Raw genomic sequence first — 23543 nt, forward strand, 5'->3', positions numbered from 1 at the left:
CCCCCTACCCCCTACCCCCTACCCCCTTCCCCCTTCACCCCCGATGCGCCCACCCCGTCATCCGCCTCTCCACCACCGCAAAAAACTCATACATCACCATCGCCATCACCGCGATCACCACTAGCCCGGCAAACGCCAGCGGCATCTTCATCGCCGATCCGGCGGACACCAGCAAATAGCCGATGCCTTCATTGGCGGCACTCATCTCGGACACGKTAGTGCCGACGAAAGCCAGCGTGATCGCCACCTTGAGCGAAGCAAAGAAGTAAGGCATCGACCGCGGCAGCCCGACCTTGAGCAACACATCGGTGCGCTTTGCACCAAGTACGCGCAGCACATCCTCCAGTTCCGGCTCCAAGGTGGCCAGCCCCGTGGCGATATTGACCATGATCGGGAAGAACGAGATCAGGAAGGCGGTCAGGATCGCTGGGCCGGCACCCAGGCCGAACCACACCACAAGGATCGGCACGAAGGCCGCCTTCGGCAACGCATTGAACGCCGTCATCAGCGGATACCCGGCGGCATACGCCAGCTTGGACGAGCCCATCAGCAAACCCAGCACCACACCCACGATGATGGCGAGGCCAAAGCCGACCATGGTGGTCCAGAAGGTACGCCAGGCGTGGCCGGCAATCACATCCCAGTATTCGAACAGCGACGTGACGATCGCGCTGGGGCTGGGCAGGATGAAGTCCGACACATTGAACACAAGGCACGCGCCCTGCCACAGCAGCAGGAACGTGCCCAGCAACAGCCATGGCGCCACACGCTGCACGCGGCGTTGCTGAGCCGCGCTCATCGAGGAAGAAAAAGTGCTCATGGTCAGTGCTGCCGTACGTGGCCGATCTTCTCGCGCAGCGAATGCACGAGGTCGGCAAAGGGTTCGGTATAGGTCAGGTCGAGATCGCGCGGACGCGGCAGGTCGATCTCCTTGCGCGTGAGGATGCGCCCCGGGCGCTGGCTCATCACGTAGACCGTGTCGGCCAGGAACACGGCCTCGCGCAGGTCGTGGGTGACCAGGATCACGTTGAAGCGCTGGGCCTGCCACAGGTCGCGCAGCACGCACCACAGCTCCTCGCGGGTRAAGGCATCGAGCGCGCCGAAGGGCTCGTCGAGCAGCAGCATGCGCGGCTCGTGGATCAGCGCGCGGCAGATCGAGGCACGCTGCTGCATGCCGCCGGAGAGCTGCCACGGGTACTTGTCCTCGTAGCCGGCCAGGCCCACGGTGCGCAGCAGCTCGCGTGCGCGCGCCGTGTACTCCTCGCGCTTCTGGCGCAGCGTGGAGCGGTAGGGCTCGACAATCTCCAGCGGCAGCATGACGTTCTGCAACGTGGTGCGCCAGGGCAGCAGCGTCGGCGCCTGGAAGGCCATGCCAACCATCTTGAGCGGGCCGGCGACCTTCTCGCCGGCGATCTTGACCACGCCGCGCGTGGCCGGCTTGAGCCCGGTCGCCAGCTTCATGAAGGTGGACTTGCCGCAGCCGGAAGGCCCGACGATGGCGATGAACTCGCCCGGCTCGACCCGCAGCGAGATGTCCTCGATGGCGAACTCACCCTGTCGGGCAAGCTCGTCGTTATAGGCGAGCCAGACCCGGTTGAACTCGACGAAGGGTTGCGCCGCCGGCTCGCCTGGCAGGTCAGGAGGGAGCGCGGCCCCCCTGCGCAGGGAGGTAGTGCCCACCRTCATCGCAGCACATCCAGTTCGGCAGCGGACGGCAGGTAGGCATCGGTCCACAGGTTGTCAGGGTTGATGCGGCCCTTGGTGCCGAAGGCGTCAGCCACTTGCGAAGCCATCAGCGACAAGCGCGGCTTGTTGACGCGGCCAAAGCCCTCGGCGCGCGCATCGGGCGATTTGACCACGCTATCCAGCGCCATCTTCAGGCGCTTGGTCTCGAGCTTCTCGTCGATGATGCCGTCGCGGGCCTTGACCGCCTTGATGCCCTCCTCCGGCTTGGCGATCACGTCCTTGGCCGATTTGGCGAAGGCACGCAGGAAGGCCTTGACCGCCTCCGGGTTCTTCTTGAGGAAGTCTTCCGAGGCGATCACGGCGTTGCCGTACAGCTTCACGCCGTATTGCGGGTAAGGCAGCACCACGATGTCCTCGTCCTTCACGCCGCGCGCATTCAGGTTGAGGATGGAGGTGAAGGAAAAGCCCGTGATGGCGTCGAGGTCGCCGCGCGTGAGCATGGTCTCGCGCAGGGTCGGGTCCATCGCCTGCCAGTTGAAGCTAGATGCCTGCAGGCCGTTGGCCTTGGCGAAAATCGGGAAGGCGCGGCGGCCGGCGTCGAATACCGGTGCGCCGAGCTTCTTGCCGGCCAGGTCGTGCGGGGTCTTGATGCCGGACTTCTTCAGCGCGAGCACGGCGGCGGGGGTGTTGTTGTAGACCATCATCACGGCCACCGGCTTGTTCTTGGCATCCGGGTTGTTGCCGTAGAACTCCATCACCGAGGCCAGGTCGGCAAAGCCCATGTCGTAGGTGCCGGAGGCCACGCGGTTGACCACGTTGCCCGATCCATTGCCGGCGTCGATCGACACATCGAGCTTCTCGGCCTTGTAGTAGCCCTTCTGCTCGCCCAGCAGGAACAGCGCCGACGGGCCTTCGAAGCGCCAGTCGAGCTGGAAACGGACCTTGGTCTGGGCGTGCGCCTCGCCGGCAAATTGTGTCGACAGCACCAGGGCGGTGCCCAGCGCCATGCCAAGCTGCAGCCAGCGGCGGCGCGCTGTGGATGCGGCAGCGCCGGACGCAGCATGGGCGGGCTCGGCGCCGGCGTGAGCGGCAGTGGCCTCGAACGGGGTGGCGGCACGGAATAGCGGCATTGAACTCTCTCCAGTTAGTCGTCTTCCTGGATAGTTCGTCCGCAAGGCCCGTGCCATGCAAACACGCACCACGATGGGGCTGATACGCCACCTATTGTCGAACCAAATGCGTGCAACCGGATGTTTCGGGACGGTTTGCCGCAATGAATTGTTGACAATCCATTGCGGCCCCGGCGATTGCCGTGTCAGGCGTCCTGGGTTGCGTCGCCAGCTTCGATGGCCAGCGCGGCATCCTCCACGGGGGCCTCGCTCTCTGCCGCGCTGCGCGCCTGGATGTGCCACATCTCGGCGTAGCGGCCGTCGAGCCGCATCAGTTCGGCATGGGTGCCGCGCTCGATGATGCGGCCGCGGTCCATCACCAGGATCTGGTCGGCATGCACCACCGTAGAGAGCCGGTGCGCGATCAGCAGCGTGGTGCGGTTCTGCGCCAGGCGCATCAGCTCGGCCTGGATGGCCTGCTCGGTACGGGAATCCAGCGCCGAGGTGGCTTCATCGAAGACCAGGATCGGCGGGTTCTTCAGCAGCGTGCGGGCAATGGCGACACGCTGCTTCTCCCCGCCCGACAGCTTGAGGCCGCGCTCGCCCACCGGCGTGTCGTAGCCCTGCGGCAACTCGCGGATAAAGCCGTCGATCTGGGCCGCGCGCGCGGCCTCGATGACTTCGTCGCGGCTGGCGTCGGGGCGGCCGTAGGCGATGTTGTAGTAGATGCTGTCGTTGAACAGCACGGTGTCCTGCGGCACGATGCCGATGGCGCGGCGCAGGCTGTCCTGCGTGATCGTACGGATATCCTGGCCGTCGATCTCGATGCCGCCGCTGCCCACGTCATAGAAGCGGAACAACAGCCGCGCCAGCGTGGACTTGCCCGAGCCGCTGTGGCCTACCACCGCGGTAGTGGTGCCGGCGGCGATGGCGAAGTCCACCTCGTCCAGGATCACGCGGTTGCTCTCGTAGCCAAAGCCGACATGGTTGAAACGCACCGCCGCGCCCTGCACGCGCAAGGCCGCGGCGTCCGGCGCGTCGGCGACTTCGCGGTTGGTGCCCAGCAGCACGAACATGCGGTCCATGTCGGTGGTGGCCTGCTTGATCTCGCGGTAGATCACGCCGAGGAAGTTCAGCGGAATGTACAGCTGGATCATCAGCGTGTTGACCAGCACCAGGTCGCCCAGCGTGAGCTTGCCCGCCGCCACGCCCACCGTGGCGCGCCACAGGATCAGGATCAGGCCGGTGGCGATGATGGCCTGCTGGCCGAAATTGAGGAACGACAGCGAATTTTGCGAGCGAATCGCCGCGGTGCGGTACTTGCGCAGGTTCTCGTCATAGCGGCCGGCCTCGTACTCCTCGTTGCCGAAGTACTTGACGGTCTCGAAGTTGAGCAGGGAATCGATCGCCTTCTGGTTGGCGCGCGAATCCAGCTCGTTCATCTTGCGCCGGAAGTGCGTGCGCCACTCGGTCACCACGATGGTGAACACGATATAGCTCACCAGCGCGCAGCCCGTGATGGCAGCGAACCAGATGTCGTAGTGCAGGATGAAGAAGCCCATCACCAGCCCCATCTCGACCAGGGTCGGCAGGATGCTGTAGAGCGAGTAGGAGATCAGCGACTGAATGCCACGCGTGCCGCGCTCGATGTCGCGGCTCATGCCGCCGGTCTGGCGGTCCAGGTGAAAGCGCAGAGACAGCGCGTGCAGGTGGCGAAACACCTGCAGCGCGATCTCGCGCACCGCGCTCTGCGTGACCTTGGAGAACAGGATCTCGCGCAACTCGGTAAACAGCGTGCCGGACAAGCGCAGTATCCCGTAGGCGACGATCAGGCCCACCGGCACCACCAGCAGCGCGCTCGCGCTGCCGGCGGGAACATTCATGTTGTCCACCAGCTTCTTCATCAGGATCGGCACGCCCAGGTTGGCCACCTTGGCCGCCACCAGGCACACCAGCGCCAGGATCACTCGCCACTTGTAATGCCAGACATAGGGCAACAGGTTGCGCACGGTCTGCCAATCGCTGCGGGGAACGTTGGATTTGCCGAAGAGGGAAGAAGGCTGGGCGGGGGACGGCTCGGCCGACGTAGAGTAGCGTCGCATACGTTAGAATTCGGGCGAATATGCGATTGTGGCAGAGATCGACAGAATTAGCCGGCGCCACGCCGCAAGCGCGCGTCACGGCAGCGCCGCGACGCCCGGGCCGCGCGGCGGCAAGGTCACTCCGCCGCAGCCCGCCCTACCCCGCCCCAACCCCATCCAGCCTCATCAAGCAGCCATCATGAATCAACCTAACGTCCTCCCCTGCCTGCCCTCTGGCAAGAATCCCGCACTGCGCGTGGTCCCCATGCCGGCGGATGCCAATGTGCATGGCGACGTCTTCGGAGGCTGGATCATGGCCCAGGTGGACATCGCCGGCTCGATCCCGGCGGTGGAGCGCGCCCAAGGCCGCGTGGCCACCGTGGCGGTGAACTCCTTCCTGTTCAAGCATCCGGTCTTTGTCGGCGACCTGGTGAGCTTCTACGCCGATATCGAGAAGACGGGCCGCACCTCGATCACCGTATCGGTGGAGGTCTATGCGCAACGCATGCGCCACAGCAATGAGATCGTCAAGGTGACCGAAGCCACCCTGACCTACGTTGCCACGGACGATACACGCCAGCCGCGCGTGCTGCCGAAGGCAAAGGACACGCCGCTGGCCTGAGTGCGCAGCGGCGGTTTCCATGTACCTTAGCTGAACTGCGAGAAGTCCGGGCGGCGCTTCTCGAAGAACGCCTTGAACGCCTCCTTGGCTTCCGGCGCCTGCAGCATGCGCCGGAACACTTCGCCCTCCTCCGCCATCTTGGCCTGCACGGCCGCCTTGTCGCCGCCCTTCATCAGGCGCTTGGTTTCCCTGAGCGACGAGGCCGGCAGCGCGGCTAGCTTGCGCGCCTGCTGGTGCACGAACTCGTTGAGCTCCGCCACCGGCAGCACGCGCGTGGCCAGGCCGATCTGTAGCGCTTCCTGCGCGCTGAACGGCTCACCCAGCATCAGTTTCTCGGCAGCGCGCTGGTGACCCAGCAGGCGCGGCAACAGCATGCTCGATGCCGCCTCCGGGCACAGGCCCAGTTGCACGAACGGCAGCGACAGCTTGGCCGTCTCGGAGACATAGACCAGGTCGCAATGCAGCAGCATGGTGGTGCCCACGCCCACCGCCGGGCCGCTCACCGCCGCCACCAGCGGCTTGCTGGCCTGGCTGATCTGCTGCAGGAACTGGAATACCGGCGCCGGCTGGTCACCCTCGCCCGCGGTCGGTGGACGCTGCATGAAGTCTTCCAGGTCATTGCCCGCGGTGAACACTTCCGGCTTGCCGCGGATCACGATCACGCGCACGGCAGGGTCGGCATCGGCCGCGCGCAGCGCATCGGCCATGGCCTGGTACATCGCCGCCGTGATGGCGTTCTTCTTGTCGAGGCGATCGAACTCAAGGGTCAGGATGCCTTGCTCGATGGTGGTCAGGATGCTCATGAAATCGTCTTCTCCTTACTGCTTGGTTGACTTGTCCGCCGTGCCGAAACCCGTTCATTCGAACGCCGGCGGATTCTCGCAAAGATAGCTCATCCCGAACGCCTTTGCGCCGACGTTGAGCGCCACCGTCAGGCTCATCGGCGCCAGCATCAGCTCCACGTCATGCTGCTGCGCGGTGCGCGCGAGCGACTGATAGGCAGGCAACGCTTGAATTGCCCCAGGCGGCCCGGCATAGCTCAGCGCTACCGCGGGGCTCAGCAAGCGGCCGCTGCGGATGCACTGCTCCGCATGCGCCATCACGCGGCGCATGCCTTCGTCCGCGCCGCGCGYCTTGGCCACCGGCTCGGTCTGGCCGCGATGCATATGCACGACGGGGCGGATATTGAACGCGCTGCCGAGCATGTAGCGGCCCCAGGTGATGCTGTTCTCGCCCTTGTGCCTGGCCCGCGTGTACATGTAGAGCAACTCATCGGGCACCAGGAACATATGCGCGGCGTCACGCAGGCGTGTCTCCACGGCCTCCACCACCGTTTGCGCGCTGGCGCCGCCGCCCAGCAAGCGCGCCGCCTCGCGCACGATCAGCGCCTGGCCCGGGCCGATCGCGCCGGTGTCGATCACCGTCAGCTCGAACAACCCCGTGCGCCCCGCGTCCTTGCGGGGCTTGAAGCTCTTGGCCACGGTGCCAACCACGGCGCCCGTGGCATGCGCATACAGCTTGCTGCGGCTGCTGGCGATGGTCAGCAGCAGCGCGCGGTCGCATGAGGTCACCACATGCTTGAGCAGGTGGTCTTCGATCTCACGTTCGAGCAAGGGAATGGATTCTGCGTAGTGGTCCTGCTTGCCGACCAGGTATTGCGCGTAAAGCGACGGCAAGGCCGGTTCGTCGCGCACGTCGGCCACAAAGCGATCGCCCGCGCGAATGCGGAACGGCACCGTGCGCACGCCGAGCTCGGCCATCAGCGCGCGCGGCATGTCGCACGCGGCGTCGGCCAGGATGAGTGTCTCCTGCATCTTGTTGTTTCCTCCCGGTCAGGTGAGCCGCATCGGGGCGGCAGCTGTCTCCTTGTTATGGCACTGCTTTCTTCACCTGATCGAGAGTCGGGGCAGGCAGCACGAACGCACCTGGCGCTCAGGCTGCCTGCCCCGCGGCGCGTTTAGACGCGCTCGAAAATACCTGCGGCACCCATGCCCGTGCCGACGCACATGGTGACCATGCCGTACTTCAGGTTGTTACGGCGCAGCGCGTGCACCACGGTAGCCGAACGGATCGCGCCGGTGGCGCCCAGCGGGTGGCCCAGTGCRATCGCGCCGCCCATCTGGTTGACCTTGGCCGGGTCCAGCTGCAGGTCGCGSATCACCGCCAGCGACTGCGCGGCGAAGGCTTCGTTCAACTCGATCCAGTCCATCTGGTCCTGCGTGAGGCCGGCTGCCTTGAGCGCCGCGGGAATCGCTTCCTTGGGGCCGATGCCCATGATCTCGGGCGGCACACCGCGCACCGCGAACGACACAAAGCGCGCCAGCGGCACCAGGTTGAACTGCTTGAGGATCTTTTCCGAAACCAGGATCAGCGCGCCGGCGCCATCCGAAGTCTGCGAGCTGTTGCCGGCGGTGACGCCGCCTTTGTTGGCAAACACCGGGCGCAGCTTGCCCAGGCCTTCGACCGAGGTCTCCGGACGCGGGCCTTCGTCGAGCGAGATGGTGCGTGTCTTCACGTCGACCTGGCCGCTGGCCAGGTTGGGGAACTTCTCGACGATCTCGATCGGGGTGATTTCGTCCTTGAAGTCGCCGGCCTGCTGCGCGCGGATCGCCTTCTGGTGCGAAGCGAGCGAGAAAGCATCCTGGTCTTCGCGGCTGACCTGCCACTTCTGCGCGACCTTCTCGGCGGTCAGGCCCATGCCGTAGGCGATGCCGATGTTCTCGTCGCGCTCGAAGATCGCCGGCGACATCGACGGCGAATTGCCCATCATCGGCACCATGCTCATCGATTCCACGCCGGCGGCGATCATCACGTCGGACTCGCCCACGCGGATGCGGTCAGCGGCCATGGCCACGGCAGACAGGCCGGAGGCGCAGAAGCGGTTGACGGTAATGCCGCCCACGGTGTTCGGCAGGCCCGACAGCAGCGCACCGATGCGCGCGACGTTCAGGCCCTGCTGCGCCTCGGGGATGGCGCAGCCAACGATGGCGTCTTCGATCAGCCTGGGATCGAGGTTAGGCACCTGCGCCACGGCCGCGCGCAGGATGGTGGCCAGCAGGTCGTCCGGGCGGGTGTTCTTGAACGCGCCCTTGGGAGCCTTGCCGATCGGCGTGCGGGTCGCGGCAACGATGTATGCGTCTTGCAGTTGTTTCATGATGTCGGTTCCTCGCTTGCCTTAGTTGCGCACCGGCTTGCCGGTCTGCAGCATGCCCATGATGCGTTCCTGGGTCTTGCCCGTGCCGAGCAGGTCGACAAAGGCCTTGCGTTCCAGCGCCAGCAGCCATTCCTCGCTGACCAGCGAGCCGGCTTCCACGTCGCCGCCGCACACCGCCTCGGCAATGCGGCTGGCAATCAGGAAGTCGTGCGCGGAGATGAAGCCGCCGTCGCGCATATTGGCCAGCGACGCCTTGATGGTGGCAATGCCCGAGCGGCCCGCCACCGGCACCAGCGTGCCCGGTACCGGGGCGCGGTAGCCAGCGTTGGACAGCGCGCGCACTTCGTTCTGCGCCACGTAGAGCAGCTCGTGCACGTTGAACACGATGGTGTCCGACGGCTGCAGGTAGCCCATCTTCTGCGCGTCCAGCGCCGAAGCCGAAACCTTCGCCATGGCGGCTGCCTGGAAACGGTTGGTGAGGAACTGCAGGTAGTTGGTGCTGCCAGCGGCTTGTGCCGCGCGTGCAGCTGCCAGGGCCGCTTCCTTCAACCCGCCACCGGCCGGCACCAGGCCCACGCCCACTTCCACCAGGCCGATATAGGTTTCCAGCGCGGCCACGCGCTTGGCCGAATGCAGCATCAGCTCGCAGCCGCCGCCCAGCGCGATGCCGGACGCCGCCGACACCACCGGCACGGCGGAATACTTCACCCGCATCATGCCATCCTGGAATTTCTTGACGAAGGGCTCAATGCCCTTGGCGCCGCCCATCATGAAGGCCGGCATCGCGGCTTCCAGGTTGGCACCCGCGGAGAACGGGCCGCCCGGCGCGCCCAGTTGCAGCGACGTCGGCTGCCACACGACCAAGCCCTTGTACTCGGCTTCGGCCAGGTCGATGGCGCGCGTCAGGCCATCGATCACGTCCGGGCCGATGGTGTTCATCTTGCTCTTGAACGAAACCACCAGCACATCGTCCTGGCCCTCGCTCACCCAGATGCGCACCGCATCGTTTTCTTCCACGGTGCGGCCAGCCTTGCGCGGGTCGGTTGCGGCGGTGCCCTTGACCGCGGCGCGGAACACCTGGCGCTCGTACACCGGCAACGCGTTGCGCTGCACGAAAGCTTGCGCGGCGGGCGACCATGAACCCTGCGCGCCATGCACGCCCTGGCTCTCGGCCACCGGGCCTTCGAAGACCCACGCGGGCAGCGCCACGTTGGCCAGGCCCTTGCCGGCTTCGATGTCTTCCTTCACCCACTCGGCCACCTGCTTCCAGCCAGCCGATTGCCAGTCCTCGAAGGGGCCGGAGTTCCAGCCGAAGCCCCAACGGATCGCCAGGTCGATATCGGCGGCGGAGCCGGCGATCTGCTCGAGGTAGACGCCGATGTAGTGGAACACGTCGCGGAACACCGCCCACAGGAATTGCGCCTGCGGGTTGGTGGATTCGCGCAGCAGCTTGATGCGCTCGGCCGGCTCCTTCTTCAGCATGCGCACCACGATCTCGTCGGCCTTCTTGCCCGAGTCGACGTATTGGCCCGTCTTGGGGTCCAGCACCTTGATGGTCTTGCCTTCCTTCTTGTAGAAGCCGGCGCCGGTCTTCTGGCCCAATGCGCCCGCATCCACCAGCCCCTTGAGCACGGCGGGCGTCTTGTACACCGGCGCAAACGGATCGTCCAGCAGGGTGTCCTGCATGGTCTTGATCACGTGGGCCATGGTGTCCAGGCCCACCACGTCGGCAGTGCGGAAGGTGGCGGACTTGGCACGGCCCAGCTTGGAGCCGGTCAGGTCGTCGACCACGTCGAAGGGGATGCCGTACTTCTCGGCCTCGGCGAACACCGCCAAGATCGAGAAGATGCCAACGCGGTTGGCAATGAAGTTCGGCGTGTCCTTGGCGCGCACCACGCCCTTGCCGAGCGTGGAGGTCAGAAAGGTCTCCAGGCGGTCCAGGATCGCGGGCTGCGTGGTCGCGGTCGGGATCAGTTCCACCAGGTGCATGTAGCGCGGCGGGTTGAAGAAGTGCACGCCGCAAAAGCGCGACTTCAGGTCCGCGTCGAAACCATCGGACAGCGCGGTGATCGACAGGCCCGAGGTATTGGTAGCGAAGATCGTGTGCGATGCCAGGTGCGGCGCGACCTTCTTGTACAGGTCGTGCTTCCAGTCCATGCGCTCGGCGATGGCCTCGATCACCACGTCGCACTCCTTGAGCAGCGCGAGGTCGTCCTCGTAGTTGGCAGCCTGGATCAGGCCGGCTTCGTCCTTGATGCCCAGCGGTGCCGGCGAGAGTTTCTTCAGGTTCTCGATGGCGCGCAGCGAGATGCCGTTCTTGGGGCCTTCCTTGGCCGGCAGGTCGAACAGCACCACGGGCACGCGGGCGTTGACGAGATGGGCGGCGATCTGSGCMCCCATGACGCCGGCACCCAGCACGGCGACCTTCTTGACGATGAAATTGGACATGCGCGCTCCTAGGAAAGTGAGCGTTGAGATGAGGTGGGCTGGCTGCGCGTGGCGCCGGCGCTGGTGTTGCCGCGGGTGCTCCCCTCTCCCGCTTGCTGGAGAGGGGAGCACCCCATTGGCATCGACACCGTCAGAGCCAGTATCCTGCGCCCGCGCTAAGACAACCGCATTAATTCAGGACAAACAATCCGATCAGAACAGATCCGCGTCCAGCGCCATCAGCGTGGCCGAACCAGCGCGTGCCATGCGGATCTGCGATGCCGTCTCCGGCAGCAGCTTGGCAAAGTAGAAGCGTGCGGTCGCCAGCTTGGTGGTGTAGAACTTGTCGCCGCTGGCTTCCTTCTCCAGCGCGATCTTGGCCATGCGGGCCCAGAAGTACGAGAACACCAGGTGGCCCACCACGCGCAGGTAAGGCACGGCGGCAGCGCCGACTTCGTCGGGGTTGCCCATGGCCTTCATGCCGATTTCCATGGTGAGCTTCTGCACCTTGTCGCCCAGGTCGGCCAGCGGGTTGACGAACTCCTGCATGGCTTCGTTGGTGCCTTCTTCCTCGACGAACGCTTGCACGATCTTGCCGAAGGCCTTCATCTTGGCGCCCATGTCGCCCAGGATCTTGCGGCCCAGCAGGTCCAGCGCCTGGATGGTGTTGGTGCCTTCGTAGATCATGTTGATGCGCGCGTCGCGCACATACTGCTCCATGCCCCACTCGGCGATGTAGCCGTGGCCACCGAACACCTGCATGCCCTCGTTGGTGGCGGTGAACGCATTGTCGGTCAGGAAGGCCTTGATCACGGGCGTGAGCAACGCAACCAGGTCGCCCGCTTCCTTGCGCACGGACTCATCCGGGTGCGACAGTTCGCGGTCGATCTGCAGCGCGGTCCAATAGCTGAACGCGCGGCCGCCTTCGGCAAAGGCCTTCTGCGTCAGCAGCATGCGGCGCACGTCCGGGTGCACGATGATCGGGTCGGCTGGCTTGTCCGGTGCCTTGGGACCGGTCAGCGCGCGCATCTGCAGGCGGTCCTTGGCATAGGCCAGCGAGTTCTGGTAGGCCACTTCGGTCAGCCCGAGGCCCTGCATGCCCACGCCCAGGCGGGCGGCGTTCATCATCACGAACATGGCGTTCAGGCCCTTGTTGGGCTCGCCCACCAGCCAGCCGCGCGCGCCGTCCAGGTTCATCACGCAGGTGGCGTTGCCGTGGATGCCCATCTTGTGTTCGATCGAGCCGCACTTGATGCCGTTGCGCTCGCCCGGGTTGCCGTTGGCGTCGGGGATGAACTTCGGCACCACGAACAGCGAGATGCCCTTGGTGCCCTGCGGTGCATCCGGCAGGCGCGCCAGCACCAGGTGGATGATGTTGGCGGAGAGATCGTGCTCGCCAGCCGAGATGAAGATCTTGGTGCCGGTAATGGTGTAGGAGCCATCGGCCTGCGGCTCGGCCTTGCTGCGCAGGATGCCCAGGTCGGTGCCGCAGTGCGGCTCGGTCAGGCACATGGTGCCGGTCCATTCGCCGGAGACCAGCTTGGGCAGGTAGACCTTCTGCAGCTCGGGCGTGCCGTGCGCGTGCAGCGCTTCGTACGCGCCGTGCGACAGGCCGGGGTACATGGTCCACGCCTGGTTGGCCGAGTTCAGCATCTCGTACAGGACGTTGTTGACCAGGATAGGCAGGCCCTGGCCGCCGTATTCGGGGTCGCAGCCCAGTGCCGGCCAGCCGGCTTCCACGTATTGCTTGTACGCTTCCTTGAAGCCCTTGGGCGCCGTCACCACGCCGTCGCCGACGTAGGTGCAGCCTTCGCGGTCGCCGCTCTGGTTGAGCGGGAACACGACCTCGGAGCAGAACTTGCCGGCTTCCTCAAGCACCTGGTTGATGGTGTCCGCGTCAACGTCGGCGTGCTTCGGCAGCGCCTTGAGTTCGGCTTCCACGCCGAGCAATTCATGGAGCACGAACTGCATGTCGCGCAACGGTGCGGTGTACTGGCCCATCAAAGACTCCTTGGAGGTTTGCAAAGCCGCTACGCCGCCCGTGCACGATCCGGCACGGGACGCCGCGGCGGCGTCAGGTACGGTAGGACTGAATCAATTTACTGAGCGCGACCATGGCAAGCTCGGCACTCGCGGGCAAACGCAGGAAGCGGGCGTCATGATGCAAGCCTAGTTCAAGGCTGTACATTTCAAACAGCATCAGGCGCGGATCGCAATCCGCGCGCAGGTGCCCCTCTTCCCGTGCCTGGTCGATGGCGCGCGTCAGCGCGGCGCGCCAGATGGTGACGCTCTTGACGAGTTCGTCACGCACCGGGCTTTCCGCGCGGTCGTCGTACTCCACCGCCCCACTGATGTAGATGCATCCCGTGGTCACTTCCTGGATGCGTTTTTCCATCCAGCGGCGCACCATGGACTGCAGGCGCGGCAGCCCACGCGGCTCGTGCAGCGAAGGATAGAAAACCTCCTGCTCGAACCGGCGGTGATACTCGCGCACCACTTCCACCTGCAAGTCCTCGCGCGAACCGAAATGCGCGAACACGCCGCTTTTGCTCATCTGCATGCGTTCCGCGAGCAGCCCGATGGTCAAGCCTTCAAGCCCGTCGCGGGACGACAATTCCAGCGCGGCATCCAGAATGGCCACGCGCGTCATTTCCCCCTTGCGCATGGGCGCGGGGGACGCGGATGTGGCGGATTCGAGACGAGCTGACTGGTGTCGCATGATTTTTTCTCCGTTCTTCGCGGCGCGATACGGATCGCGCCGCGTATGACCCTGACGTACTGCATTTTTTCGCTGCCCGGCTGGCTGCTTCACCGCCTGGCAGACCCGAATGCACGCAGTCTAAGGCAAAAAAGAACGACCGTTCAGATTATTGTGATCGCGCCCGCTGGCAGCAAGCTTTTAATTAGATCGGGGTTTCTAAACGCAGCGCCCGCGCTCCTGCGCCGCAACATGCCGCGGCGCGGCGAGATAACGAGCATTGTTGCCGCGAGTGATGCACAGCAGCATCGCCCCACCCGGTATTGTCCCGCGATCAGTAGCGCCCTGTCACGCCGGCGATGATCACGCCGACACGCAGCACCATATAGGCAGCCCAGCTCGCCATCCGGCGCACCGCCGAACGGCGCGCATGCGTGGCGGCCTTGACCTCGATGCTGCGCGAGGCAATGGCGTGCTCCAGCTCCAGGCGCAGCTCGGCGCAAAACGCGCCGTCATAGACCGCGACATTGGCCTCGCGGGCCAGCAGCAGGCTGAACGGGTCCATGTTGCTGGAGCCCACCGTGGCCCAGGCATCGTCGACCACGGCCACCTTGGCGTGCAGGAAACTATCGGCGTATTCGTAGATTTCCACGCCGGCGCCGAGCAAGGTCGCATAAAGCGAATGGGTTGCATAGTGCTGCAAACGGTACTCGACCCTGCCCTGGAGCAAGAGCCGCACGCGCACGCCGCGCTTGCGGCACGCCAGCAGGGCGCGGCGCATCTTGTGCCCAGGCAGGAAGTAGGCGTTGGCAATGGTCACTTCCCGGCGCGCGCCGCCCAACGCCTGCAGGTACTCGCGTTCGATGGCGCGCCGGTTGCGCAGGTTGTCGCGCAGCAGCAGCACGGCGCGCATGCCGCCGACCTGGTCCTGGCGCGGCAGCGGCAGGTCGGTGATCAGCGGAAACTCCGCCGCCACCCCCGCCAGGCCCACGCTGCGCATTTCGCCGCGCAGCGATAGCTGCCACCACAGGCGCTCGGCGGTCAGCGCGATCTGGTTGACCAGCGGGCCCCGCACCTCCACCGCGAAGTCGTAGCGGGGGCCGAGCCCGGCGCTCTCGAAGGGCCCGTGGTTGTGGTCGTCGATGATGTTGATGCCGCCAACAAAGCCGATCTGCTGGTCAATCACTGCCAGCTTGCGGTGCAGCCGGCGCAGGTTGCGCCGCGCGAGGCTGAAGCGGCGCAGCGGACGGAAGATCTTGAGACACGCCCCGCCCTCGCGCAGGCGCTCGGCAAGCCCGGCCGGCATGTCGCCGGCGCCGAAACCGTCCACCACCAGGTGCACGGCCACACCCCGCCCGGCAGCACGGATCAGCGCATCGCTCACCGCTGCGCCGACCGCATCATCGGCGTAAATGTAGGTCTCCAGCGAAACCGAAAATACAGCCTGGTCGATCGCGGCAACCAAGGCCGGGAAGAACTCATTGCCGCCGCGCAGCAAACGGACCGCATTGCCGCCCAAAGGCCTGCCGCGGCGCCATTCGGAGCGCAGTGGACCGGCATGCCGCGGCGCGCTTGCGCGGGCATCGTCGCGGCTCGCGGTGAGCCCGGGAGGCGGCGCGCGGGGCGGGCGTGGGGGCGGAATCGATGACATGAGCCACATTATCAGGCACGCCGATGTCCTGTGCGTGCGCCAGGCGACGCGCGCGGCGCACACTGCGTGTGGGGCCATGCGAGCCGCGGCGGCCTTTCTCTGCTATCGTCGCCGCTTCATCCCCTCGCAAGCCCCGACATCGTGAAGGTTTTCGGCATCTCCGGTGCGTCCGGCAGCGGCAAGACCACGTTGCTGGATCAAGTGATCCCGCGCTTCGCCGCCGCCGGCCTGCGCGTGGCCGGCGTCAAGCACACCCACCATGGATTTGACCCGGACACCCCGGGCAAGGACTCCTGGCGCATGCGCCAGGCTGGCTGCGCCAATGTCGTGCTGGTGGGCGCGCGGCACCTCACGCTGATGCGCCACTATCCCGAAGCCGAGGCCTCGCCTGAGCTGGCCGATGCGCTGGCCGTGCTGCCCGCCGACACGGACCTGGTGCTGGTGGAAGGTTACAAGCGCAGCGATTTCCCCAAGCTGGAAGTGTTCCGCCCGGACCTGGGCAGGCCACCGCTATGGCCGGAAGTGCCGAGCATCATGGCCGTCGCCAGCGACCAGCCGCAGGCGGTGGCCGCGCTCACCGCCTTGCCCGTGCTGGACCTGGCGGACCTTGACGCGATCTGCCAGATCATCCGCGACAGCGCACTCGAACTCACGCCCGCACTGGCCGCCGCCTTGGCGCAGCCTCACCAGACCCGATAGACATGCCCGCTGCGCGGCCCTTCCACGCTGCGCTGGAAGGCCAGCGCGACGCGCGCCGCCGGCACCGGCTCAAAGCCGGGGAAGAAATCGCCATACGCGGGCCATGACTCCTGCACGACCGTGGGGCTGACCACATTGATGCGCAGGCCGCGCTCCAGTTCGGGCGCCGCGCTACGCACGAACCCCTCCAGCGCCGCATTGACGCTGCCGGCATTGGCGCCCATGCGGATCGGCTCGCTGCCGACAATGCCGCTGGTGAGCGTGATCGAGCCGCCATCGTTCAGGAAATGCTGGCCAACCAGCGCCAGCCGCACCTGCCCGAGCAACTTGTCCTGTAGCCCGATGTCGAAGTCCTCGGCCCGCATCTGCGCGAGCGGCCCGAAAAACAGGCTTCCGGTCGTGGCGACGATGGCGTCCACCCGGCCGGTCGCGTCAAACAAGGCCTGCACGGATTCCGGCCGGGTCAGGTCGACCCGATGATCGCCGCGCGACTTGCCGACCCGCACCACGTCGTGGCGAGCCGACAGGTTCTGTACTACCGCCTGGCCGAGCGTTCCGCTGGCTCCGATCACAACAATCTTCATCGCATTCCCCATGGTTCTGGTTGTCTAGGAAGACGGCACTCCTTCTACCGCCATCAGGAATGCATTTTGAAAGTGGATTCAAGAGGGATAAATGGGCTAGGATTTTGCACATCCCTAATTTTTTATTAGCAATCCATGGACAAGCTCCGCAGCATGGAAGTGTTTGCCGCCGCTGCCGAAGCCGGCAGCTTCAGCGCCTGCGCCGATGCACTGGGCCTGTCGGCGGTGATGGTAGGCAAGCATGTCGGCCAGCTGGAGCGGCATCTTGGCGTGCGTTTGCTGCAACGCAGCACGCGCCGCCAAAGCCTGACCGAAGCCGGCCACCTGTTCCTGGAGGAATGCCGGCAGATCCTGGAGCGCGTGCGCAAAGCGGAGACCGTGGCCGAACGTCTGCACAGCCAGCCACGCGGCCGCCTGCGCGTGACCGCGCCGGTGACGTTGGGGGAGACGGCGGTCGCCGAAGCGGTATCGGCCTACCTGCTGCGCTACCCGGAAGTCACAGTGGAACTGGTGCTCGACGACGTTTTCACCGACCTGATTGCCGATGGTTTCGACGCCGCCGTGCGCATCGGCGCGCTGGCCAGCTCCGACCATCTGGTGGCGCGGCCGTTGCGGCCGTATCGCATGGCGATCTGCGCGGCGCCGGCCTACCTCGCGCAAGCGGGCCATCCCCGCACGCTGGCAGAGCTGGCCGGGCACCGCTGCCTGAATCATCTGTTGTGGCCGCAAGGCATGGGGTGGCCGGCCCCCGAGGATGGTGCGGCGGCCATGTCTACGGCGCCGCTGGCGGCCAACAACGGCCAGGCGCTACGGCGCGCGGCGCTAGCTGGCTGTGGGGTGGTGATGCAGCCGGAAGTGCTGCTGGCGGCAGACATAGCCGCCGGGCTGCTGGTCCCGTTGCTGCAAGACGCCGTGCCAGCGCCAAGGCCGGTCCACCTGCTTTATCCGCGCGACCCGCGGCCGCTGCCCAAGCAGGCCTGCTTTGTCGATGTCATGCTGGAGAAAATGAGCGCCTGAAGATAGCCCTCAGGAAATCGTGCCTGCCTTGGCCTTGTGGACAACTGGCCGCTCCGGCACGGCAATGCGTGCAAGCTCCGCCATCAATGGCACGTGGTCGGAGCGCTGGGCCCAGTCGCGGCCGGTCAGCGCACTGGCGTGCTCGATCTCGAAGCCGCGCACATAGATGCGGTCGAGTTGCCACCAGGGCATGTGGCTGGGAAAGGTGTGCAGCCGCGCGCCACCCGCGGAGGACACCTCCGTCGCCCCAAGCGTGTTGCAGATCAGGTTGTCGAGCCGGTGGTTCCAGTCATTGAAATCCCCCGCGATCACCAGCGGCGCCTCGGCTGGCACCACATCCTGCACCCGCTTGACCAGTGCTTCCGCCTGGCGCGCGCGGCTGCGCGCGAACAAGCCGAAATGCACGCAGATCAGATGGGCCTCGACCCCGTTCATATCCGCCACCGCGTGCAGCAGGCCACGCTGCTCGAAGCGATGGTCGGAGATGTCGAGGTTTTCCGACATCAGGATCGGATGGCGCGACAGGATGGCATTGCCGTGGTGCCCGTGGTCGTACACCGCATTGCGGCCGTAGACCGAATGCGGATACGCATCGGTCGCCAAATAGTTGAGCTGGGTGTAATCCGGGTCGAACAAGGCCGCCGCCACCAGGCGGTCATTGCGATCCTGCACCTCCTGCAGGAAGACGATGTCCGCATTCACCACGTGCAGGCCATCGCGCACGTTATGGATACGCGACTTGCCCTTGATGCCGGTCACGCCCTTGTGAATGTTGTAGGTGACGACGCGCAGCCTCATAGGTCCGCTCCGCAGGCCGCACGCTGCCCCCGCACCCGCCAGCCCAACTGCAGCACCGCCTCGGCATTGCTGGTCGAGAAGCAGAGCGCGGCGGCCTCCCGCCACGGTAGCCACTGATACTGCAAGTGCTCGCGCGGCGCCAGCGTCACCGGCAGCGGCTGCGCGACACGCAGGCCAAACCAGTGCTCGGTGTTGCGCGTCACGCCCGGTGCGTAGCGGTGGCGCCACTGCGGGTAGATTTCGTACTCGATGGTGTGGTTCCAGTCGTCCAGCTGGTGCTCGGCGGCGATCAGGCCGGTTTCCTCGGCCACCTCGCGCGCGGCCGTCAGCGCCAGCGGCTCGTCGGGCGTGTCCAGGCTGCCGGTAACCGACTGCCAGTAGCCCGGCCGGTCGGCGCGCTCGATCAACAGCACTTGCAGGTCTGGTGTGTGGATCACAACCAGGACGGATTCAGGGATTTTGTAGGACATGGGGATAGGACAAACGGCGTCCCCAAGCTTACCGCAGATGCGCCCGGGCACCATGGGAAACATGGCGGACATGGCGATCTTGCTGCCCAGGCCCATTCATGCGGCATGGACGCTGGACTGCGCCGGCGTCTCGCGCAACCAGGTCTCGAATACGCCTGGCGAGTCGCCGTGGCCCCACGCGGCGCGCAGTTGCTGCATCAACGGGGTCAGCGCGCGCGTGTACTCGCGCGAAGCCACCTGCGCATGCGCGGCCAGGCGGTCCGCGCATTGCTGCACCTGCGCCTGCAACTGCGCGCGCTCGTGCGCGATCTCCTTTTCACGCACGCCCAGCGTGTTGTACTTCTGGATCAGGAAGCGCTGGTAGTCTCCGGCTTCGACACCTTGGGCGGCCTGTGCGTTGACCTGCTCGAAGCGCATCACGATGCTGCCGGTTTCCTGCTCGATATGCGTGGCCTCCGCGGCCAGCGCCTGCAAGCCGTCCTGCAGCCGCAGCGCTTCGCGACGCTCGTCGCGCAGCTTCACGACGTACTCATCGAAGCTGCGCTGGGCCGTCAGGTAAGCCTGCACCACCGGCTGCGGCGCCACCACCAGCAATGGATCCGCGCCGCCCGCGCGGCTGCCCTGCAGCAAAGCGTCATCGGGCAGCCTCAGGTTGCCGAGGTCCTCCAGCCAGCGCCCACGCGCCATGACGGTGCCCACCGTATCCAGCGCCACCCGGCGCAGGGCTTCTGCGCGCTGCATTTCCACCGGCTCCAGCACCGGCACGCCCCCAACGCCGCCGGTCTTCGCAGCATGCGCGATATCCGGCACACAGGCGGCCACCGTGGTCGCCACGGACTCCGACATGGCCACCGCCGAGCGGCGCACCGCGCGCCGCAGCTCGAAACGCGCCAGCAGCATCATCACCAGCCCGGCCGCCAGCCAGGTGAGGATGGTCTCGGCATGGGCCAGTAAAAACTGGCGAATCAGTTCTACATCCAGGTGCACGGCAAATTCCTCCCGCGCGGCCGTCGTGCCTTCGAATTGGGCTTGCGGCTTGGCGCTATAAAGGGAGAAGACTGGACGAAAAGGGCTTCGTTCCGCGATGTAACAATTGGAAACCAGGGATTGGGTGCTGGCAGTGGCACGTGCCGCGCGAGAGACCAATGTCGGCGGACCTGGCCGGTTCTCCACTACCTCAGGCGTGAGCCGCCTTCATGTCTGCGACGAAGGCGTCCAGCAGATCGTTGCGGTGCGGCTTGCGTCGCACCACCATGTCGAACGGCACGTCATAGCGCAGCGCGTGCGGCACGAGAGGCGCCAACTGTCCCTGCAGCACGTAGGGTGCCGCGAAATGCGCCGGCAAATAGCCCAGGTGCCTGCCGGACAGCACCAGCATCGCCACCGCCTCCATGTTGTCCGCCACGGCTGTCACCAGCCGGTCCGCCGCCGAACCCGCGGCCTGCGGCAGCGGATAGCTGCGCCAGGCCCACGCATGCCCGAGCGCGACCGCGGGGTCGACGCGCCCGGCCAGGGCAAAGAGCGGATGGCCGCGTCCGGCGTAGGCGAGCTGCGTCTCGTGAAAGATGGTCGTGTAGTCCAGCGCGGGCACGCGGTGCCAGAAGTAGCCGATGCCCATGTGGATCTTGCCGTCCAGCAGCAGCCCTTCCAGCTCCCCCGGCGAACGTACCGACACCGCGAAATGCACGGATTCGTCCCGCTGGCGGAAGCGCTCGATTGCCTGGCTGATGCGCGCATTGGCGCTCACCGGCGTATGCCCGATCAAGCCCAGGCTGAGCGTGCCCACCAGCGTGCGGCCCACCTTGCGCGCTTCCGCGCCAAAGACCTCCAGTGCCGTCAGCAGCTTGCGCCCGGATTCGACAAATTGCTGGCCGCGCGCGGTCAGCCGGAAGCCGCCGCGCCCGCGCTCGCACAGCCGGTAGCCCAACCGCGTCTCCAGCGTCGAAAGCTGCGTGCTGATCGTGGACTGGCTGACGTTGAGCGTCGCCTGCGCGGGCGTGATGCCGTTGGCATCCACCACCGCCAGGAAAACGCGGATCAGACGCAGGTCAAGATCGGAGGGCTGCCCTAGCATGATTGATACATCGACCCGAATCAATGTTTGGTTAAGAAATTTCGCATTCTACGCGCAGGATCGATCGGCAAGAATGCCGATATCTCCACCATGCCATGTCACCTAGCGTGGCGTGACAAATCGATCATCATGAATGCAAACCCGCTCCATCCGGCCACGGGGGCCGAACCCTTCCAGCCGATGTCCGGCAACGCCATGCCGCGCTTTGGCGGCATCGCCACCATGATGCGGCTGCCCGCCGCCGTGAGCACCGCCGGGCTGGATGCCTGCTTCGTCGGCGTGCCGTTCGACCTGGGCACATCCAACCGCAACGGCGCGCGCCTGGGGCCCCGCCAGATCCGGGCCGAATCCGTGCTGCTGCGACCCTACAACATGGCCACGCGCGCCGCCCCGTTCGATTCCTTGCGCGTGGCCGACATCGGCGACGTGGCAACCAATCCCTACAACCTGCACGACTCCATTGCGCGCATCGAGGCGGCTTACCGCGACATCATCGCCACGGGTTGCCGCCCGATCGGGCTGGGCGGCGACCACACCGTCACGCTGCCGATCCTGCGCGCCATGCATGCCAGGTACGGCCCTGTCGGACTGATCCACGTCGATGCGCATGCCGACGTGAACGACACCATGTTCGGCGAGAAGATCGCACACGGCACGCCGTTTCGCCGCGCGGTGGAGGAAGGGCTGCTCGACTGCGGCCGCGTGGTGCAGATCGGGCTGCGCGGCACTGGCTATGCCGCCGAGGATTTCGACTGGTGCCGCCAGCAGGGTTTTCGCGTGATCACCGCCGAAGCATGCTGGCACCGGTCACTGGCACCGCTGATGGAAGACGTCTGCGCGCGCCTGGCGGGCGGCCCGGTCTACATCAGCTTCGACATAGACGGCATCGACCCGGCCTACGCGCCTGGCACCGGCACGCCGGAGATCGGCGGGCTGACCGTGCCGCAAGCACTGGAGATCGTGCGTGGCGCGCGCGGGCTGGATCTCGTCGGCGCCGACCTGGTCGAGGTATCGCCGCCGTACGATCCGTTCGGCACCACGGCGCTGCTCGGGGCCAACCTGGCGTTCGAACTGCTGTGCGTGCTGCCCGGCGTCCAGTACCGCGATGCCTGATGCCTTCGCCAGAACAATAAACAGGAGACCCTTCATGCAGGCCAAGCCGCCAGCTCCCCAACCACGCCGCGCCGCCCTGGCATCGTTTGTCGGCACCACCATCGAGTGGTATGACTTCTACAGCTACGCCACCGCCGCGGCGCTGGTCTTCGGGCCACTGTTCTTTCCCGGCGAAAACCGCCTGCTGAGCCTGCTGGCCTCGTTCGGCTCATTCGCCATCGGCTTTCTGGCGCGGCCCATTGGCGGCGTGCTGTTCGGCCGCATCGGCGATCGCCTCGGGCGCAAGCGCGCGCTGATGGGCACGCTGTCCTTGATGGCCGTCGCCACGGTGCTGATCGGCTGCTTGCCGACGTATGCGCAAGCGGGATGGATCGCGCCCGTGGCACTGGTGGCGCTGCGCGTGCTGCAGGGCATCGCGGTCGGCGGCGAGTGGGGCGGCGCGGTGTTGCTGGCAGGCGAGCACGCACCGGCCGGCCGGCGCACCTTTTTCGCCTCGTTCGCGCAGCTGGGCAGCGCGGGCGGGCTGATCCTGTCAATGCTGGCGTTCAGCGCCGTCAGCCGGCTCGATCACGACGCCCTCTTGCAATGGGGCTGGCGCCTGCCCTTCCTGGCCAGCGCAGTGCTGCTGGCGGTCGGCTTCGTGATCCGGCTTTCGGTCAACGAATCGCCGGAGTTCGAGACGATGCGGGCCACCGGCGACGTGGCGCGTCAGCCGCTGGCCGAAGCGCTGCGCGCGTGGCCGTTGATCGCGCTGGCGATCGGCGCCAACGTGTACGGCATCGCCGGTGTGTACTTCAGCAACATCTTCATGATCTCCTATGCCACGCAGTACCTGGCGCTGGACCGGGCGATGATTCTCGACTGCATGTTCTGGGTGGCGGTGCTGCAGTTCTTCGTGCAGCTGGGCGCCGCGCACCTGGCCGACCGTTTCGGCACCCGGCGCGTGCTCGCCATCGTTGCCGCATGCGCCATCGTCGTGCCGTTCGTCATGCTGCCACTGGTACGCATGGGGCAGCCCCACACGGTGTTCCTGGGCATCGCCATCGCCACGCTATGCGAATCGGGCTATTACGCCGTCATTGCCGGCTTTGTCACCGGCTTGTTCGCCGCGCGCATCCGCTACACCGCCATCTCGCTGTCGTACCAGGTGTGCGGCGCCTTCGCCGGCGGCCTGACGCCGTTGCTGGCGACGCTGCTGGCGGACAGGTTCTTTCCGCAGTGGTGGCCGATGGCCGTGTTCTATGGGGGATTTGCTGCGCTATCGCTGGTGTGCGTGGTGCTGGTGGGGCGAGCGCGAGAGGCAGGCTTGCCCGCGACCGCGGCAAGCATTTAAGGCGCCCCGAAAAACAAAAAAGGCCGC

21 protein-coding genes are annotated in these 23543 nt (G+C 66.1%); 5 read left to right on the plus strand and 16 right to left on the minus strand.

Annotation, left to right across the window (positions count from 1 at the left end):
* Positions 1 to 34 precede the first annotated feature (34 nt).
* From AC1DQR_RS34370 to AC1DQR_RS34385, 4 genes are all read right to left on the minus strand, one after another.
* The gene (locus AC1DQR_RS34370) at positions 35 to 820 is read right to left on the minus strand and encodes an ABC transporter permease (protein ID WP_477134652.1); all 786 of its coding nucleotides are present in this window, start codon (positions 818 to 820) and stop codon (positions 35 to 37) included.
* Between the two features lie 2 nt (positions 821 to 822).
* The gene (locus tag AC1DQR_RS34375; RefSeq protein ID WP_477134653.1) at positions 823 to 1686 is read right to left on the minus strand and encodes an ABC transporter ATP-binding protein; all 864 of its coding nucleotides are present in this window, start codon (positions 1684 to 1686) and stop codon (positions 823 to 825) included.
* A complete protein-coding gene (locus AC1DQR_RS34380; protein WP_183035556.1) occupies positions 1683 to 2816 on the minus strand; it encodes an ABC transporter substrate-binding protein in 1134 nt (377 codons plus the stop codon). Before AC1DQR_RS34380 ends, AC1DQR_RS34375 begins: the two co-directional genes overlap by 4 nt.
* A gap of 185 nt (positions 2817 to 3001) precedes the next feature.
* The gene (locus AC1DQR_RS34385; RefSeq protein ID WP_416047588.1) at positions 3002 to 4897 is read right to left on the minus strand and encodes an ABCB family ABC transporter ATP-binding protein/permease; all 1896 of its coding nucleotides are present in this window, start codon (positions 4895 to 4897) and stop codon (positions 3002 to 3004) included.
* A gap of 178 nt (positions 4898 to 5075) precedes the next feature.
* Between AC1DQR_RS34385 and AC1DQR_RS34390 the strand changes: the two genes are divergently transcribed.
* A complete protein-coding gene (locus AC1DQR_RS34390; protein WP_416047587.1) occupies positions 5076 to 5498 on the plus strand; it encodes an acyl-CoA thioesterase in 423 nt (140 codons plus the stop codon).
* Between the two features lie 26 nt (positions 5499 to 5524).
* Here the strand turns inward: AC1DQR_RS34390 and AC1DQR_RS34395 are convergent, their stop codons facing one another.
* From AC1DQR_RS34395 to clsB, 7 genes are all read right to left on the minus strand, one after another.
* On the minus strand, positions 5525 to 6301 hold the full coding sequence (locus tag AC1DQR_RS34395; RefSeq protein WP_183035553.1) for an enoyl-CoA hydratase: 777 nt from the start codon (positions 6299 to 6301) through the stop codon (positions 5525 to 5527).
* Between the two features lie 54 nt (positions 6302 to 6355).
* Positions 6356 to 7312: a DegV family protein gene (locus tag AC1DQR_RS34400; protein WP_477134654.1), complete on the minus strand. Its 957-nt coding sequence runs from the start codon at positions 7310 to 7312 to the stop codon at positions 6356 to 6358.
* A 143-nt stretch (positions 7313 to 7455) separates the two neighbouring features.
* A complete protein-coding gene (locus AC1DQR_RS34405; protein ID WP_477134666.1) occupies positions 7456 to 8655 on the minus strand; it encodes an acetyl-CoA C-acyltransferase in 1200 nt (399 codons plus the stop codon).
* An 18-nt stretch (positions 8656 to 8673) separates the two neighbouring features.
* Complete coding sequence (locus AC1DQR_RS34410; RefSeq protein ID WP_416047585.1) at positions 8674 to 11100, minus strand: 3-hydroxyacyl-CoA dehydrogenase/enoyl-CoA hydratase family protein; 2427 nt, start codon at positions 11098 to 11100, stop codon at positions 8674 to 8676.
* A 192-nt stretch (positions 11101 to 11292) separates the two neighbouring features.
* Complete coding sequence (locus tag AC1DQR_RS34415; RefSeq protein WP_477134655.1) at positions 11293 to 13080, minus strand: acyl-CoA dehydrogenase C-terminal domain-containing protein; 1788 nt, start codon at positions 13078 to 13080, stop codon at positions 11293 to 11295.
* Positions 13081 to 13153: 73 nt separating this feature from the next.
* Entirely contained in the window at positions 13154 to 13744 is a 591-nt protein-coding gene (locus tag AC1DQR_RS34420) for a TetR/AcrR family transcriptional regulator (RefSeq protein WP_477134667.1), read from the minus strand.
* Positions 13745 to 14111: 367 nt separating this feature from the next.
* Positions 14112 to 15428, minus strand: a complete 1317-nt coding sequence (clsB, locus tag AC1DQR_RS34425; protein ID WP_416047583.1) for a cardiolipin synthase ClsB — start codon at positions 15426 to 15428, stop codon at positions 14112 to 14114.
* Between the two features lie 141 nt (positions 15429 to 15569).
* On the opposite strand from clsB, the gene mobB reads away from it, so the two are divergent.
* Positions 15570 to 16127, plus strand: a complete 558-nt coding sequence (gene mobB, locus AC1DQR_RS34430; RefSeq protein WP_416047582.1) for a molybdopterin-guanine dinucleotide biosynthesis protein B — start codon at positions 15570 to 15572, stop codon at positions 16125 to 16127.
* Here mobB and AC1DQR_RS34435 read toward each other — a convergent pair.
* Positions 16112 to 16711: a short chain dehydrogenase gene (locus AC1DQR_RS34435; protein WP_416047581.1), complete on the minus strand. Its 600-nt coding sequence runs from the start codon at positions 16709 to 16711 to the stop codon at positions 16112 to 16114. The two genes, mobB and AC1DQR_RS34435, sit on opposite strands and share 16 nt — an antisense overlap.
* 135 nt (positions 16712 to 16846) lie before the next feature.
* Between AC1DQR_RS34435 and AC1DQR_RS34440 the strand changes: the two genes are divergently transcribed.
* A complete protein-coding gene (locus tag AC1DQR_RS34440) occupies positions 16847 to 17728 on the plus strand; it encodes a LysR family transcriptional regulator (protein WP_416047580.1) in 882 nt (293 codons plus the stop codon).
* Between the two features lie 9 nt (positions 17729 to 17737).
* Here AC1DQR_RS34440 and AC1DQR_RS34445 read toward each other — a convergent pair whose 3' ends face one another.
* The 4 genes from AC1DQR_RS34445 to AC1DQR_RS34460 form a co-directional block, all read right to left on the minus strand.
* A complete protein-coding gene (locus tag AC1DQR_RS34445) occupies positions 17738 to 18526 on the minus strand; it encodes an endonuclease/exonuclease/phosphatase family protein (RefSeq protein ID WP_416047579.1) in 789 nt (262 codons plus the stop codon).
* On the minus strand, positions 18523 to 18996 hold the full coding sequence (gene nudB, locus AC1DQR_RS34450) for a dihydroneopterin triphosphate diphosphatase (RefSeq protein ID WP_150987898.1): 474 nt from the start codon (positions 18994 to 18996) through the stop codon (positions 18523 to 18525). The genes AC1DQR_RS34445 and nudB overlap by 4 nt, the downstream gene beginning before the upstream one ends.
* Positions 18997 to 19092: 96 nt before the next feature.
* Positions 19093 to 19983 carry a hypothetical protein gene (locus AC1DQR_RS34455; RefSeq protein ID WP_477134656.1) on the minus strand — a complete coding sequence of 297 codons (891 nt, stop codon included), beginning with the start codon at positions 19981 to 19983 and terminating at the stop codon, positions 19093 to 19095.
* 190 nt (positions 19984 to 20173) lie between these two features.
* Positions 20174 to 21070, minus strand: coding sequence for a LysR family transcriptional regulator (locus AC1DQR_RS34460; protein ID WP_477134657.1), 897 nt, complete (start codon positions 21068 to 21070; stop codon positions 20174 to 20176).
* Positions 21071 to 21199: 129 nt separating this feature from the next.
* On the opposite strand from AC1DQR_RS34460, the gene speB reads away from it, so the two are divergent.
* Entirely contained in the window at positions 21200 to 22183 is a 984-nt protein-coding gene (speB, locus tag AC1DQR_RS34465; protein WP_477134658.1) for an agmatinase, read from the plus strand.
* 34 nt (positions 22184 to 22217) lie between these two features.
* Complete coding sequence (locus tag AC1DQR_RS34470; RefSeq protein ID WP_416047575.1) at positions 22218 to 23516, plus strand: MFS transporter; 1299 nt, start codon at positions 22218 to 22220, stop codon at positions 23514 to 23516.
* The last annotated feature ends 27 nt before the right edge of the window (positions 23517 to 23543 follow it).

This window comes from Cupriavidus sp. 05L411 (assembly GCF_056398045.1).

Bases quoted from the DNA above. Each gene is read 5' to 3' on its own strand.
- AC1DQR_RS34380 (WP_183035556.1), bottom strand. From the start codon at position 2,816: ATGCCGCTATTCCGTGCCGCCACCCCGTTCGAGGCCACTGCCGCTCAC.
- AC1DQR_RS34385 (WP_416047588.1), bottom strand. From the start codon at position 4,897: ATGCGACGCTACTCTACGTCGGCCGAGCCGTCCCCCGCCCAGCCTTCT.
- AC1DQR_RS34390 (WP_416047587.1), top strand. From the start codon at position 5,076: ATGAATCAACCTAACGTCCTCCCCTGCCTGCCCTCTGGCAAGAATCCC.
- AC1DQR_RS34395 (WP_183035553.1), bottom strand. From the start codon at position 6,301: ATGAGCATCCTGACCACCATCGAGCAAGGCATCCTGACCCTTGAGTTC.
- AC1DQR_RS34415 (WP_477134655.1), bottom strand. From the start codon at position 13,080: ATGGGCCAGTACACCGCACCGTTGCGCGACATGCAGTTCGTGCTCCAT.
- AC1DQR_RS34420 (WP_477134667.1), bottom strand. From the start codon at position 13,744: ATGCGCAAGGGGGAAATGACGCGCGTGGCCATTCTGGATGCCGCGCTG.
- clsB (WP_416047583.1), bottom strand. From the start codon at position 15,428: ATGTCATCGATTCCGCCCCCACGCCCGCCCCGCGCGCCGCCTCCCGGG.
- AC1DQR_RS34435 (WP_416047581.1), bottom strand. From the start codon at position 16,711: ATGAAGATTGTTGTGATCGGAGCCAGCGGAACGCTCGGCCAGGCGGTA.
- AC1DQR_RS34440 (WP_416047580.1), top strand. From the start codon at position 16,847: ATGGACAAGCTCCGCAGCATGGAAGTGTTTGCCGCCGCTGCCGAAGCC.
- AC1DQR_RS34445 (WP_416047579.1), bottom strand. From the start codon at position 18,526: ATGAGGCTGCGCGTCGTCACCTACAACATTCACAAGGGCGTGACCGGC.
- nudB (WP_150987898.1), bottom strand. From the start codon at position 18,996: ATGTCCTACAAAATCCCTGAATCCGTCCTGGTTGTGATCCACACACCA.
- AC1DQR_RS34460 (WP_477134657.1), bottom strand. From the start codon at position 21,070: ATGCTAGGGCAGCCCTCCGATCTTGACCTGCGTCTGATCCGCGTTTTC.
- speB (WP_477134658.1), top strand. From the start codon at position 21,200: ATGAATGCAAACCCGCTCCATCCGGCCACGGGGGCCGAACCCTTCCAG.
- AC1DQR_RS34470 (WP_416047575.1), top strand. From the start codon at position 22,218: ATGCAGGCCAAGCCGCCAGCTCCCCAACCACGCCGCGCCGCCCTGGCA.